The following is a 13388-nucleotide window of genomic DNA, read 5'->3' as shown; positions in this document are numbered from 1 at the left end:
TTTATTTCCTAAGGCCGAGTTTTTCAATCAGCTTTTTATAACTTTCGAGGTTGGAACGTTTTAGGTATTCCAACAAACTCTTTCTCTGGTTCACCATTGCGATTAGTCCGCGGCGAGAGTGGAAGTCCTTCTTGTTAGCCTTGAAGTGGTCAGTAAGGTCTTTAATACGAGAGTCGAGAAGAGCGATTTGTACTTCTGCAGAACCTGAGTCGTTTGGTTTGCTACCGAAAGTAGCAATGATCTGCTGTTTTTGTTCTTTTGTGATCATAACAGTATCCAGATTTTAAGAAGGTCTCAATTAGAAAACATAATTTTTAAGGAAGGGTCAAAAAATACTTTTCTGTATCGGTAGGGAATGTGATCCGGTTTCCCGTCATAGGAACACCAGGCAAGGATGGTGGTTTCGTCCGAGTCCAGGATATAAAACCCGTTTTCCTCCGCCTTCGGGAGTTTGTCCCAAATGTATCCCCCATGGATCACGGCCTTTTTTTCCGCCCCGTCGGCAATGCGAACGGGAAGCGGAAATACTTCTTTCCAGGTTCGCAAATCCTTGTAAGTGATTTCTTCCACGGGTTTTACCCCGTTCAAATCGAACTCTCCGATCGATTCGCGGACAAGTCTTCCGAGAGACATGGGAATCCCCCATTTTTCGGATAGATCCAAAATAATTTTCCGAATGTACGTTCCAGAACTCACATGGATCCGAAAGGAAAATCCGACCTCTGTCCTTTGGATCTCGGATACTTTGTAGATCGAAATGGGCCTTTCCTTTTCTTCCACAACGGCCCCTTCTCGAACGAGATCCGATTGGCGTTTGCCACCGACTTTCAGGGCCGAAATTTTGGGCGCCTTCTGTGTTTTGAGTTTGGTGAGACCAATGAGTTCCTCTTCCAATCGTTCGATGGGATATTCAGATTCGAAACGTAATTGGGAGGATGCTCTTTCCTCCACTTCTACCACTCCCTCAGGATCTCCTGAATCGGTGCGTAGTCCCACAACTACTTCCGCAAAATAGGTTTTGTCTTTTCCAAGGAATACTTGGGAAAAAGCAGTGTAGTCGCCGCAAGGCAAAATGAGAAGACCCTCGGCAAACCGGTCAAGAGTTCCCGTGTGGCCGACAGACTTTTGTTTTAAGAGACGTTTGGTTTTGAGTACTAAATCAGAACTCGTGATGCCTTGTGGTTTATAGACAAATAAAAAACCGGATTGGTAGGATTTAGACATAGAATCATTCACCTAACGATAATTACGGCAGTAAGGCTATGAGGTTTTTGAATTGGAATCTTTTTCCGTATCTTCGGAGGATTTTTCCAAGTCCTGAACCTTGTCCGATGCGACAGAATTTGTATCCTCAAGTTCTTCGTCCCTGTCCTCATCCTCTTCGTTTTCACTTGGATGGAGTTCCTCAAACAAAGTTTTGGGGGCAGATTCATCAATCAAACGATTCACTTCCAAACTTTTGATGTAGTTATTGTCCCAGACAAAACTAAACTTGGGGTTGGTATGCAGGTGGAGATTCTTTCCTACAAAAGAAGAGAGAAACCCCGCACAAGAAACAAGTCCTTGTGTGAGTTTTTTTCTTTCGTTGTTATTACAAAGAGCAGTGAAGTAAATTTTTGCATATTTCAGATCTTCGCTGATCTCAATCCGATGGAAACTCGGCAAAAAGACCCGAGGGTCTTTTACCTTGCCTGCTAAAATCGCAGTGGAGATTTGGCGAATGATCTCCGATTCGAGTTTTTTCATTCGAATGGGATTCATTTAGGCCGCCTTAAAGTTTACGAGCAATCTCTCGGATCTCGTAAGCTTCGATCTCATCACCCACAACAAAGTCATTAAATCCATCGAGTAAGATACCGCACTCAAACCCAGTAAGAACATCAGCCACATCGTCTTTCATACGTTTGAGGTTTTTGATCTTACCTTCCCAAGTGATTTCACCAGTTTCGCTCGAGATGACCCGAACGTGCGATTGTTTGGTTACCTTACCGGATTTGACCATACAACCTGCAATGTTACCCACTTTGGAAATTTTGAATACGTCTCGGATTTCTACCTTACCAATCACGTTTTCAACTTTTTCTGGTTCGAGCATTCCTTCCATGGAAGCTTTGACTTCGTTCACTACATCGTAAATGATACTGTAGTATTTGATTTCGACTTTTTCTTTCTCAGCAAGAGAGACTGTTTTTGGATTCGCACGTGTATGGAAACCAATCACAATCGCGTTGGATGCCGATGCCAGGATGATATCGGAATCAACAATCGCACCCGTTCCTGCATGGATTACATTTAGGCGAACATCTGCCGTAGAAAGTTTCTCAAGGGCTTCTTTCACGGCTTCTGTCGATCCGCGAACGTCCGCTTTGATGATCACTTTGAGTTCTTTCAGAGCACCTTGTTTGATGATCTCGCTCATGTTGTCTAGAGTGACACGGGTCGCAGCATTTTTCGACTGGCCTAGTCTTTCATACTCTTGACGGCTATGAGAGATGGTGCGTGCTTCTTTGTCATCGATCACGACGTCAAATGGTGCACCAGCATCCGGCACTCCATCGAGTCCAGTCACAAGGGCTGGAAAAGACGGACCTGCTTCACGAATGGAATTACCAAGGTCATCATACATCGCTCGTACACGACCCGCATGAACTCCGGCAACAAAGGCATCACCCACACGGAGTGTTCCGTTTTGGATGAGGACAGTTGCCACAGCACCACGACCTGGATCGAGTTTTGCTTCGACGATGGTTCCTTTGGCTTTTCGTTTTGGATTGGATTTGTGGTCGAGAAGTTCTGCTTGGATGAGAAGCATCTCGAGGAGTTTATCAATTCCAATATTATTTTTAGCTGAGATATCACAGAAGATGGTAGTTCCGCCCCATTCTTCCGGTTGTAATCCGTAGTTGGAAAGTTCTTGTCTCACCTTCTCCGGGTTCGCTGCAGGTAAATCAATTTTGTTTACAGCAACAATAATTGGTACTTCTGCTTCTTTGGCGTGATTGATGGCTTCGATGGTTTGAGGCATAACCCCGTCATCGGCAGCAACAACAAGCACGACAATGTCAGTGACCGAGGCACCACGTGCTCTCATGGAAGTGAAGGCTTCGTGACCAGGAGTATCAAGGAAAGCTACCTTTCCCCGATTGGTTTCTACTTGGTAGGCACCAATGTGCTGAGTGATTCCGCCCGATTCCCCTTCTGCCACTCGAGACGAACGAATGGTATCCAAAAGTTTGGTTTTACCATGGTCAACGTGACCCATGATAGTAACGACTGGAGGACGAGTGATATAATCTTCTGGTGCATCCTTTTCTTCTTCGATGACAGTTTCGTCGTAAAGGGAAACAATCTTCACCTTACAGCCGTAATCATCCGCGAGGATGGAAGCCGTTTCTGCATCGATCACATTGTTGATGGTTACCATCATCCCCATTTTCATGAGTTTACTGATGACTTCCCCAGGTTTTAAATTCAGTTTTTTAGCAATCTCTCCCACTTGGATGTTTTCCAAAATGGAGATTTCTTTTGGTACTGCGGCAAGGGCCGCAGCCTGAGCTTTTTGTTTGCGAAAGGATTGTTTGAAAAACTTAGTGTTTTCGTTTTCTTCTCTTCCGCCTTTTTCCTTATCAAAGACTCTTTTTTTAGCACCACCAGGGCCGCCGGCGCCAGGAGGTCCACCCGGAGCACCGAAGGGAGAATCTCCAGGAGGTCTTCCCGTTCCAGGGCCACCTTGACCAATCGGTCTTGCACCACGATTTCCTTGGTATCCACCAGGGCCACCTTGTCCAGGTCCACGATTTCCTTGGTATCCACCAGGGCCACCTTGTCCAGGTCCACGATTTCCTTGGTATCCTGTTCCTTGGCCTTCCGGTCTTGGGGGACGAGGAGTGGTAGGTCTCGATACAATCGGATTACGATCTTCTTTTCTAAAATAACCTGGATTCCCTCCGCCTTGGCCGCCTTGTTGGCCAGGACCACCGCCTTGGCGGTAGTTAGGAGAAGAGGTATCCCCAGAGAGAATGGATTCGGGTTTGCGATCCATGGGAGGTCTCTCTCGTTCTGGTTGTGGCTCCGGTTTTCTATCCGGACGCGACACAATGGGGGATGCTTGGGAAGGAGCTTGCGGACCGGAACCGAGTCCCTGTCTTTTGGCTTCCTCACGAATGAGTTCATTCAAATCCTTTTTTTTGTCCGAAGCGGGGGAAGAAGTTTTTACTGCTTCCGCTGCTTGTGAACCAGAATTGGATTCTTTTTTCTCATCTGCAGGTGCCGCTTTCTTTTTGATGACAAGCTTTTTCTTGGTTTTGTCACCACTGGCTCCCTGCTGGAGGGTTTCTTTAATCGATTTTTGCTCTTCCATATTATGCCTTAAAACTTAACCCTCTTCTACCCATTCGATAGATTCACGAAGCAGACGTAAGATTTGTTCTGCTGTCGTTTTCCCGATTCCGGAAATTTTCGAAAGTTCCTCTTGGCTGAACTCGAGAAGGGTTTCCACGTTTTTGATCCCGCCGGCTTCGAGAAGGCCAACGATCCTTGGAGTGAGACCCGGAACTTCGGACAGTGGAGTGAATCCAGAATCCTCTTCTTCTTCGTCTGCACCGTCACCATATTGGTCTTCTGATTCTTCCATTGCCTCTTGTTGGGCATTGAAGAGTCGATCCAGTTTTTCGCGAGCTTCCGGCGAAGCCAGTTCCTGGTTGTATTGGGATACAGTTTTGATGTCTATTTTGAAACCGGAAAGTTGGGATACCAGTTTGACGTTGGATCCGTTGATTCCGATGGCAAGCGAAAGAGATTCATCGGGAACGATGACAAGGGCATCTCCCCTCTTTCTGTCCACATGCACTTCTACTGGTTTTGCAGGAGAAATCGCATTGGCGATAAAAATACTTGGTTCGTCAGAATGTAATACGATGTCGATTCTTTCGTTTCCGAGTTCTCTTACGATGGCTTGGATCCGAACCCCTTTCATACCGACACAAGCTCCCACAGGATCCACATCAGACTTACTTGTGGTCACAACCACCTTAGTTCTGTAAGATGGGATACGGGCTACATCGCGAATTTCTACAATACCGTCATACACTTCGGGAATTTCCATCTCGAAGAGTTTTTTCACAAAGTCACCCGATGCACGAGAGAGTGTGATGACTGGCATTGGTTCGCGGGGTCTAAGTTCCACACGAGAAATGATGGCTTTCATCCGATCCCCTTGGCGGTATTTTTCGCCAGGGTTTTGGTCTTTTTTTAACATGATCCCTTCGACCTTACCGAGGTCGATGGACATGATGTCTTTTTTCCAACGTTGGAAGTACCCGTGAGTGAGTTCCCCTTCTTTGGATTTATACTCTTGGTAGAGTAATTCCTTTTCCATATCACGCAAACGTTGGAAAACCATTTGTTTGGCTTGGCTGGAAAGGACCCGAGAAAGGTCTTGTGGTTTTTCAAACACACGCATTTGGGTTCCCACTTGCGCCGCAGGATCCAATTTACTTGCTTCTTCTAGAGAGATCTCTAGAGGGTTTGTTGTTTTATCTTCTACCACGTCACGAAGGACAGAGATGATGATTTCGTTTTTGTTGTCGGAACCGAAGTCTACTTGGCAACGGTCATCTGTCTCCGCTTCCAAACCGACTTTTTTGCGATAGGCGGCGAGAAGTGAGTCTCGGATGACACCGAGTACGAGTTCTCTATCAAGAGATTTGTCCTGACAGAATTGTTGGATGGCTTCGAATAGCCCAGTTTCTTTCGTTGCTTGTTTTGTCGCCATAGTCTTAAATTTCTAAATACAAATTTCCCTTTCGTATTTCTGCGATGGGCATAGATACCGATTTTTGGTTCTTTTTGTGTCGAGTTTTACGATCGTAAAGCGTAAGCTCAACTGAATCCCCCGAAACCGGTCCCAAACGATACAATCGTTTGTCCCATTTTCCTGCTTCCAGCGGTACTTCTAGTTTGACTAAAAGTCCTTGGAAACGACTTAAATCCTCCGGCAGACGCAAAACACGTTCTGCTCCTGCGGAGGAGACTTGGAGAGTGAAATCAAATTCCTCTCCCCATAAATCCAGCTCCTCTTTGAGTCCCCTGGAAACATTCTCACAGTCTTCCAAACTAGCTGAGCCAGTTTTGTCTGTGAGATGATCAAGTTCTATCTCAATGAGGGCGTGGTTTTTCCGATTCTGTACTTGGAGCGAAAAAAGCGCTAGAGGTGGAGCGAGAACGCGTAAAATAAGTTCTCTGATGTTTTCCTCGGTATATACCAAACCATTTCCAAAAGATTCCAATAGGAATCTGTATAAGTGACCCAGCTCATGCTAAAATTTAACATGTCTACTGTCAAGCTAGGAAAAGCGAGTTGTCCTGTAAATAAAAAATTAGGGAATGGATGTTGCACCATGCGAACCCTTTATCTTTTCCTCACCCTCTTACTCTCCCTATCCTGCCTTCGCTTCCGAGTGGAGAGCCTGAAAGAGGAAATCCTCTTTCGCATACCCCTTGGACAAACCAACGAGAGTTTCGAAGGTGTGGTGGTGAACCAAGTACTCACCAATGTCCCACTGACCATCCCCAATTCTTCCAATATTAGCGCCATGGCGGACAATAAACAAGCTGTAATCAAACTTTTTGACAGAAATGGAAGGCTTGATGCCACTCTTGGCAACCCGGATTTCAAATCCAATTCTGGAATTCCCCATTACCCTTTTCGGTTCGGTGGGATCGGAATAGTTGCTATGAATGAAGATGGGGATCTCATTGTTCAAAACAGAATTTCCACCAAGGGAATGGAACTTCCCCAAGGCCAAGAGAACTTATACAAAACATACAGTGGCGCCTTTTCCACCCAAGGGGCAACAGTCCTTCCATCGTTTCTTGTACAAATCTCCCAAAAAGGTGTCGTAAAGTTTATGTTAGGGGCTTCTGGAAAAAACTCCGAACCTTTTCGTTACATCGAATTTATTTTACCGGGAGATGGGGAAAAGTTATTTGTTTACCACCGCATCGCAGAAGAAATGCGACTTTCTTATTTTGAAGAAGGTGAGCTAAAGGGAAATCTAAAAGAGTCGGGACTTGATGTATTTGCCAGTAACGATGCTAAAGAATATGACATCACTCTCGATAAACTCCTGCCCCATCCGGAAGGTGAGTATGTTCTCGGATCTTTTAGTTATTACTCGAAAAAGGACAAACGTTTTAAATTCCGTAGGATCTTTCGTTTTGTTTTTGATTCCAAACAGTCTGAATTTTTAAAAGAAATCCAAGACCCCTCGGAAATTCTATTTTCCATTCGCAACAATGGGGAATTTTATATCTGGGAAACAGAAGACGGCGGAAACGCAGCAAGGCTCCAAGTCCATGACAAAGAAGGAAACCATATCAATAACAAACGGATTCCTTTTTCGACTCCTCGGGGACAGTGGAGAGAGACCTATACGGATGCTTTTGATAATATCTATTCGGTTCGGATTCGTGCAGGTGCCCTCGAAGTGTATCGTTGGATCTAAATGAAACACAAACCCTTATTCACAAACAAAGAATCTAAAACAATAGATTCTCTCACAACAAAGGAATTGGGGTTTAGCGAACAAACCTTAATGGGAATGGCGGCCCTTTCTGTTTTTCATGCCAACGAAGACTTGTGGAAAACGGCAGAATCCATCTGGATTTTTTCTGGGAGTGGAGGAAACGGCGGGGATGGTTATGCACTGGCCCATACCCTATACCAAGAAGGATATTCCGTTCGGTGTTTTGCCACATCACCTAATAAAAACGAGGCGGGAAAGTTTTACGAATCTTTAGTTTCCAAAACACTCGGTGCCATTGGAACCGTTGATGATTTTTACAAAGAATGGGAAGAGGCAGAAGAAGATTCTGTCCTTCTCGTGGATGCACTTCTCGGAACAGGATTTCAGAATACTCTTTCGGAAGAACTGACGGAACTCATTGATACCATTAATGAGTCGGATGTATTTTTTTATCGGTTGTCCCTGGATACAGCGAGTGGCTGGAATCCTTATACTCTCGGGGAAAAAGATACCGATGCCCCTAGTTTTGTGTTTGCCGATTCCATTGAGGAACTTGGGACTAGAAAATGGGAAAATATTGGATTTATTTATGAAAAGGATTCCATCATTCCGAGATACTATGAATCAATTGGATTTCCTGTACGTTCTCATTTAAACGATGTTACCTTTTCCAAACGGTATTATTTAGAACCAGATCCCGAATCGGCAATTTCTGTCATCAAACGAAAAAACAAAGACCATAAATACAGTGCGGGCTCTGCCTTATTTTATGGAGGTTCGGATGGAATGGAAGGAGCCATTTTCCTTTCCGAACAGGCCTTTTCTCAGTTAGGTGGAGGGATTAGTAAAATTTTTTCCCCTTCTCTCAAAATCAGTTCCCTGATTCTGAAAGAAGACCTTTCGAAAATGGCAAAAACTGGTTCGCTTTCAGAAACTCTAGAGGATCCTTTTTTTAAAAAAACAAAAACCTTGGTTGTGGGTCCAGGCCTTACCCAGTATCCGAATGATCTCAGTGGATGGATTGTGCCTGATGGTGTCCGTTTAGTTTTAGATGCCGGTGCCATTCCCACAAAAGCGAATCCACTTCCCAAAGGAAATCAAATCCTTCTCACACCTCACGTGGGTGAGTTAAACCGAATGACAGGCCTTACCCACCACTCGGTTCAGGCCGCATACGATTCATTAATTGAATATTGTCCACAAAACAATGTTTATGTGCTCTTAAAATCCTTTGTGAGCCTTCTTGTTTGTCCTGATGGTTCTTCTTATGTTTGGGAATCACCCAATCCGAAACTAGCGACTATGGGAACAGGAGATTTACTTTCCGGGATCCTCGCTCGGTATTTGAGTTTGGATTTACCCATTCCAGAGGCTGTCCATTTGGCTCTTTCCTTTTTGGACCATTCCAAACAATTGGAAGAACCTTACCCTTCTGCCCACCAAATTCTAAAATCTCTTGTGGAGATCCTTTAGATGGGAAAAGGATACCACTCTCGTTCTCCCGAAGAATTTCGCGAATACCTAAAACAAATTGGGGACAAAAACAAAAAAACAAGATGGAGGCAGGTTGTCCTTCTCATTGATTTGGTTCTTGTGGTTCTCATTTTTTATATTGGGTTTCGTGCTTTAAACCCAGGAAGTTTCCAAAATCGAACCCAGTCCGACAAACAGATCGTAGACGGCTACCCAACCTATTTGAGTCTATCAAGAGAAGAAGATGATTTGTTCCAAGGTTACTTTTTATTTATAGAGAATGGTACTAAGTCGGAGATCCAGGTGCCAAACCCCAATTGGAAGTCTGAGTTTCGAATCCAAACGAGACAAGGAATTTTGTGTTTTAAAGAAGAGATCCAATGGGAAACAAGAACCATCCCTGCTCAGGCCAATGGATTTTTATACTATTCGGTTTCCAAAAAAAAATGGAAAGACTTGGTTGTCGACTGTCGCAAAGAAATCTTTGATGAAGATGCCTCCATATTCCGATCGAAGTTTCGTTCTCTGGATTTAGGTTTTTATGCTCAGGTGCTTGTTTTTTCGGAAGATAGAACCTACACATTTCAAATCAAACAAAGGCCGTATAAGTAGATGCATAGATAGTGTTATGTAAACAATTACAAAATGAATCAAAATAAAAGAAATTCCAATGTCTGAAAATAGAATTGACACAAACATACTTGCGCATATACTTGCATCAAGCTTTTAATAGGAGACTGAAATGCCGCAGTTATCATTATATTTAGATCAAGATACACTCAAAAAAATTGAATTAGCTGCAAAAAAGGAAAAAGTTTCTATATCGCAATGGGTTAAAGGAAAACTACAAAGTTCCTTTGAGAAAAAATGGCCTGACAATTTTTTTCAATTATATGGTTCTATTGATGATAAATCCTTCAATAAACCTGATCCAATAAGTTTTAAAGATGATAGTAAGAGAGAAGCTTTCTGAACTATTTTTTAGATACAAACATATGTATTTACTTTCTTAAAGGCAAAAATATTAATATTGAAAATAACATTAAAAAACTTAATCCAAATCGAATCAAAATTCCTTCTATAGTAAAAGCAGAACTTTTATTAGGTGCACTAAAAAGTCAAAACCCCAAAAAAAACAGGGATATTGTTTTAGATTTCGTAGATCCTTTTGAAATTATTGGTTTTAATGATACAGAATCCGAAATCTATTCTGAAATTCGTTCCAATTTAGAATTAAAGGGATTATCAATTGGTCCAAACGATCTGATTATAGCTTCAATCGTATTAAATAACAATGGAATACTTGTCACAAATAATCAAAAAGAATTCTCGAGAATTCAATCCCTTAAATTAGAAAATTGGTTCTAGTATAAGCAATTACTCTGTATAGCAGTATTAATAAAAAAGGAAGTATCATAAATATATAAATCTTAGGTTGTTCTTATAGAACTGGATACAATGATTCCTCCTAGAACAATTAGCATTGTTCCGATGAAAACTTTTAATAAATTCAAGTCTTTCCATTCGGAAAATACAATAGCCCCCAAGATGACCGCAACGATTGCATTGGAATTTGTAAGAGGAGCAATGACTGATACGGGCATCTTCAAGACCGAAATACCATAACTCATACAATAGATGGCTGTAGACCAGGAAAGGCCCATAAGAAAAGCAAAGAGTCCCCCACTTAAAGTGACTTCTTTCATTCCACTTTGAAAAGCAAAGACAATTCCATAACAAAAAATGGATAACCCCACAAAAACCAAATAGAGGGGCAAACTAATTCCCGCACGAAGACTTAGCTTCATAATGACGGTTCCCATTCCTAGAAGCAGAGCGGGGAAAACCCCGCCGATGAGTATCATTCTAAGTTCCATATTTTTTATTATCGGTTTACCACAACCGCTGGATACTCTTCCAAATAACTTTCCCCGTTCGCACCATAGTAGACAACCTTGCGAGAAGCGAAGTCTACATCATAACCAATACAACCCGCCTCCCATGCTGCTTTTAGAAATTCGGGGAAAGTGCTTCGACCCTCTTGGTCCGTGCGAAGTGCTGTGATGAGAGCGTCCCTGTCAAATTTCGCGATCTCAAAAACACCACTAACAAGAGGAGTTCCTTGTTGTACGACAGAACCATCTTTCATCTGGTAAATTGCTTGGCAGGACGGGAGTGACCAGCGGTTCCTTTCTACTCCGGTACTACGAAGGACTTCCGCAAGGACGGGAAAACCTCCTACTTTGGGACGGATGGACATCGCCAATTTTTGTGCGTCGGTAAGTTTCGTTGTTAGACTTGTCATCGTTTTTTCCTCATTCGATTGGGTTAGTATTCAGTTTATGTAGTTCTGTTAGTTTGATGAGTGTTTCCAAGAGAAGGTCCCTTTCGGTTTGGGAAAGCTCCGAGAAAAAGGTCGCGTCATTTTCATCTGCAATCTTGGAAAGTTTAGGAATGAGTTTGGCCGCTTTTGGTGTGAGCCTGATATCTTGATAACGCCGGTCTCCAGTAGCTTCGGCTCGCGTCACAAGGCCCTTGTGCAATAGACGATCAATCAGTTTGGATACGGCACCTCTTGTGAGCCCTGTGATCTCAGCCACAATACTTGGGGATGTGTTTTCCTCCTGGGAATACATTTCCCGAAGAATGACCCATTCGGCAACAGTGACGTCCTGGGTAGCCAGTTTTTTTGCAAAGGAATGGGAAACGGCATTGGATACAATCCGCAAATGATACCCGATATGGGATTTTAAGTGGCTTGGTTCTAGTTTTTCCTTTTTCCCCATAAACAGACAATGGTTTCCTAGGAAACTATTGTCAAGGAAATTAAATCAAAGAATAATTCATTTTAATTCTTCCTGCAAACGTTCCACAACGGTTTCCAGAATCATTGTCCTGGCAAAGTATTTGTCATTGGCTGGGACTAAAAACCAAGGGGCTTTGGGGGCATCTGTTTTTTGAAACATTTGGTTTGCGGCTTCTTCGTAGAGTGACCATTTGTCTCGGTTACGCCAATCTTCCTCGGTTAGTTTCCAACGTTTGAGAGGATCGTTTTTTCTTGTTTCAAAACGTAACAGTTGTTCATCGGAATCGATATGGAGCCAAAACTTAATGACGATGGTTCCAAAACTCACCAATTGTTCTTCAAATAAAGAAATTTCTTCATAGGCCCTAAACCATTCTGATTCGGTAGCAAAACCTTCCACTCGTTCCACAAGGACACGGCCGTAATAAGATCGGTCAAAGATTCCAATATGACCTTTTTGGGGGATTCGGTTCCAGAACCGCCATAAATAATGGTGTTGGATTTCTTCAGAATTTGGTGCGGATATATTATGGACTTCGAATAATCTTGGGTCAATTTCCTGAGTGAGTCGTCGAATCGCTCCCCCCTTTCCAGCAGCATCCCAACCTTCAAATACAAATAAAACAGGTCTATCTTTTGCTTTAGAAAGAAAAGTAAGCTCTCTGATTCGATTTTTTAAGACTTTCATCTTCGCCTGGTACGCATCAGGTGGTAAGCTCTGCGTTTTATCTAACTGATTTAGATGGAGTATCCGACTTGTATTCATATTTGATTTCATGGGATAAGCTCCGTTCCGTGGTTTATCGACTGGAGTGCTGTTCTCGAGTCGAATTGTAGAACTCGCTCCAACCGTTCGAGAATGGATTCAAAGACAAGTAACTTGGTGTCTTCTTTTTTATCACTCGTGATGATTTGCCAAGGTGAATCAATGGTTCGAGAGGAACTCAATATCGCATCAAAAATCTCGAAGTAACGATTGTAATGTTGCCCTTGGTCTTTATCGAATGCAGAGAGTTCCCATTCCTTTTTCTTTTTTTTAGAATCTTCCAAACGTTTTTTTTGGTCTTTTTTTGAAATATGTAAAAAGAATTTATGAACAATGATTTTGTCTTTGGAAAGAATTCTCTCCGTGTTTAAAATAGAAAGTAATCTGTGATCATATTCAGAAAGGTTGATTTTTTTCTCAGAACGAAGGTATGCTAAACGACTGTAATAAGTATTGAGATAAAACAGAAACTCACCATACCGGGGAACCACACGCCAAAAATTCCAAAGAAAGGGATACCCTCTATCTTCTGATTGGTGCACATAAGGTGAATACACTTTAAACTTCCGAGGATCCAAACGAATGGTTAATGATTGTAAGATGGAACCTTTGCCGGTGGAGGCAAAACCTTCTAACAAAAAAATATGTGCGATTTTTTGTTTGGAACTTTCCCGCTGTAACAAAAAGAACCTTTCTTGTAAGTCAGTAAGGTCACTCGTTGAATACTTGGGAACCTGATTGGTTGGATGTCTTTCTAAAACCACAAGGGAAAATCATAGGTAAGTTTTTTAAAAAACCTACCTTTTTTTATTTATCT

General features: G+C 42.7%; 16 protein-coding genes. 5 read left to right on the top strand and 11 right to left on the bottom strand.

Going from position 1 to position 13388, the window contains the following annotated elements:
- Position 1: 1 nt before the first annotated feature.
- From rpsO to rimP, 6 genes are read right to left on the bottom strand one after another with little or no spacing between them, the layout of a single operon-like run.
- Positions 2-268: a 30S ribosomal protein S15 gene (rpsO, locus tag LEP1GSC199_RS15055; RefSeq protein WP_002987282.1), complete on the bottom strand. Its 267-nt coding sequence runs from the start codon at positions 266-268 to the stop codon at positions 2-4.
- 26 nt (positions 269-294) lie between these two features.
- Complete coding sequence (gene truB, locus LEP1GSC199_RS15050; RefSeq protein WP_002987274.1) at positions 295-1224, bottom strand: tRNA pseudouridine(55) synthase TruB; 930 nt, start codon at positions 1222-1224, stop codon at positions 295-297.
- A 36-nt stretch (positions 1225-1260) separates the two neighbouring features.
- Entirely contained in the window at positions 1261-1761 is a 501-nt protein-coding gene (gene rbfA / locus LEP1GSC199_RS15045; RefSeq protein ID WP_002987134.1) for a 30S ribosome-binding factor RbfA, read from the bottom strand.
- A 10-nt stretch (positions 1762-1771) separates the two neighbouring features.
- A complete protein-coding gene (gene infB / locus LEP1GSC199_RS15040) occupies positions 1772-4360 on the bottom strand; it encodes a translation initiation factor IF-2 (protein WP_002987433.1) in 2589 nt (862 codons plus the stop codon).
- A 15-nt stretch (positions 4361-4375) separates the two neighbouring features.
- A complete protein-coding gene (nusA, locus tag LEP1GSC199_RS15035; protein WP_002987013.1) occupies positions 4376-5773 on the bottom strand; it encodes a transcription termination factor NusA in 1398 nt (465 codons plus the stop codon).
- Between the two features lie 4 nt (positions 5774-5777).
- Positions 5778-6266, bottom strand: a complete 489-nt coding sequence (gene rimP / locus LEP1GSC199_RS15030; RefSeq protein WP_232420803.1) for a ribosome maturation factor RimP — start codon at positions 6264-6266, stop codon at positions 5778-5780.
- Between the two features lie 132 nt (positions 6267-6398).
- Here rimP and LEP1GSC199_RS15025 point away from each other — a divergent pair, with 132 nt between their 5' ends.
- The 5 genes from LEP1GSC199_RS15025 (at position 6399) to vapC (ending at position 10367) form a co-directional block, all read left to right on the top strand.
- Positions 6399-7505, top strand: coding sequence for an LIC_12708 family protein (locus tag LEP1GSC199_RS15025; protein ID WP_002987267.1), 1107 nt, complete (start codon positions 6399-6401; stop codon positions 7503-7505).
- The gene (locus LEP1GSC199_RS15020) at positions 7506-8999 is read left to right on the top strand and encodes an NAD(P)H-hydrate epimerase (protein ID WP_002987005.1); all 1494 of its coding nucleotides are present in this window, start codon (positions 7506-7508) and stop codon (positions 8997-8999) included.
- Entirely contained in the window at positions 9000-9611 is a 612-nt protein-coding gene (locus tag LEP1GSC199_RS15015; protein WP_002987400.1) for a hypothetical protein, read from the top strand. It abuts the gene before it with no gap.
- Positions 9612-9741: 130 nt separating this feature from the next.
- Positions 9742-9972: a ribbon-helix-helix domain-containing protein gene (locus tag LEP1GSC199_RS15010; RefSeq protein ID WP_002987196.1), complete on the top strand. Its 231-nt coding sequence runs from the start codon at positions 9742-9744 to the stop codon at positions 9970-9972.
- Complete coding sequence (gene vapC, locus LEP1GSC199_RS21015) at positions 9969-10367, top strand: type II toxin-antitoxin system tRNA(fMet)-specific endonuclease VapC (protein WP_083901965.1); 399 nt, start codon at positions 9969-9971, stop codon at positions 10365-10367. Before LEP1GSC199_RS15010 ends, vapC begins: the two co-directional genes overlap by 4 nt.
- 62 nt (positions 10368-10429) lie before the next feature.
- On the opposite strand, the gene LEP1GSC199_RS15005 is transcribed toward vapC, so the two are convergent.
- From LEP1GSC199_RS15005 to LEP1GSC199_RS14985, 5 genes are read right to left on the bottom strand one after another with little or no spacing between them, the layout of a single operon-like run.
- On the bottom strand, positions 10430-10864 hold the full coding sequence (locus LEP1GSC199_RS15005; RefSeq protein ID WP_002987249.1) for a hypothetical protein: 435 nt from the start codon (positions 10862-10864) through the stop codon (positions 10430-10432).
- A gap of 20 nt (positions 10865-10884) precedes the next feature.
- Positions 10885-11304, bottom strand: a complete 420-nt coding sequence (locus LEP1GSC199_RS15000; RefSeq protein ID WP_002987099.1) for a DUF1398 domain-containing protein — start codon at positions 11302-11304, stop codon at positions 10885-10887.
- A 10-nt stretch (positions 11305-11314) separates the two neighbouring features.
- Positions 11315-11785 (bottom strand): MarR family winged helix-turn-helix transcriptional regulator, encoded by a 471-nt coding sequence (locus LEP1GSC199_RS14995; RefSeq protein ID WP_002986961.1) that lies wholly within the window; start codon positions 11783-11785, stop codon positions 11315-11317.
- A gap of 57 nt (positions 11786-11842) precedes the next feature.
- Positions 11843-12583 carry a UDP-galactose-lipid carrier transferase gene (locus tag LEP1GSC199_RS14990; RefSeq protein WP_039927025.1) on the bottom strand — a complete coding sequence of 247 codons (741 nt, stop codon included), beginning with the start codon at positions 12581-12583 and terminating at the stop codon, positions 11843-11845.
- Entirely contained in the window at positions 12580-13335 is a 756-nt protein-coding gene (locus tag LEP1GSC199_RS14985) for a polyphosphate kinase 2 family protein (protein ID WP_002987308.1), read from the bottom strand. The genes LEP1GSC199_RS14990 and LEP1GSC199_RS14985 overlap by 4 nt, the downstream gene beginning before the upstream one ends.
- Between the last annotated feature and the right edge of the window lie 53 nt (positions 13336-13388).

Source organism: Leptospira vanthielii serovar Holland str. Waz Holland = ATCC 700522, from assembly GCF_000332455.1.
GTDB lineage: Bacteria > Spirochaetota > Leptospiria > Leptospirales > Leptospiraceae > Leptospira_A > Leptospira_A vanthielii.
Note: the sequence above shows the minus strand (reverse complement) of the source record. Positions and strands in the feature narration are given on the sequence as shown.

Coding starts and splice junctions, on each gene's coding strand:
- rpsO (WP_002987282.1), bottom strand. CDS start 268: ATGATCACAAAAGAACAAAAACAGCAGATCATTGCTACTTTCGGTAGC.
- truB (WP_002987274.1), bottom strand. CDS start 1,224: ATGTCTAAATCCTACCAATCCGGTTTTTTATTTGTCTATAAACCACAA.
- rbfA (WP_002987134.1), bottom strand. CDS start 1,761: ATGAATCCCATTCGAATGAAAAAACTCGAATCGGAGATCATTCGCCAA.
- infB (WP_002987433.1), bottom strand. CDS start 4,360: ATGGAAGAGCAAAAATCGATTAAAGAAACCCTCCAGCAGGGAGCCAGT.
- nusA (WP_002987013.1), bottom strand. CDS start 5,773: ATGGCGACAAAACAAGCAACGAAAGAAACTGGGCTATTCGAAGCCATC.
- LEP1GSC199_RS15025 (WP_002987267.1), top strand. CDS start 6,399: ATGCGAACCCTTTATCTTTTCCTCACCCTCTTACTCTCCCTATCCTGC.
- LEP1GSC199_RS15020 (WP_002987005.1), top strand. CDS start 7,506: ATGAAACACAAACCCTTATTCACAAACAAAGAATCTAAAACAATAGAT.
- LEP1GSC199_RS15015 (WP_002987400.1), top strand. CDS start 9,000: ATGGGAAAAGGATACCACTCTCGTTCTCCCGAAGAATTTCGCGAATAC.
- LEP1GSC199_RS15010 (WP_002987196.1), top strand. CDS start 9,742: ATGCCGCAGTTATCATTATATTTAGATCAAGATACACTCAAAAAAATT.
- LEP1GSC199_RS15005 (WP_002987249.1), bottom strand. CDS start 10,864: ATGATACTCATCGGCGGGGTTTTCCCCGCTCTGCTTCTAGGAATGGGA.
- LEP1GSC199_RS15000 (WP_002987099.1), bottom strand. CDS start 11,304: ATGACAAGTCTAACAACGAAACTTACCGACGCACAAAAATTGGCGATG.
- LEP1GSC199_RS14995 (WP_002986961.1), bottom strand. CDS start 11,785: ATGGGGAAAAAGGAAAAACTAGAACCAAGCCACTTAAAATCCCATATC.
- LEP1GSC199_RS14990 (WP_039927025.1), bottom strand. CDS start 12,583: ATGAAATCAAATATGAATACAAGTCGGATACTCCATCTAAATCAGTTA.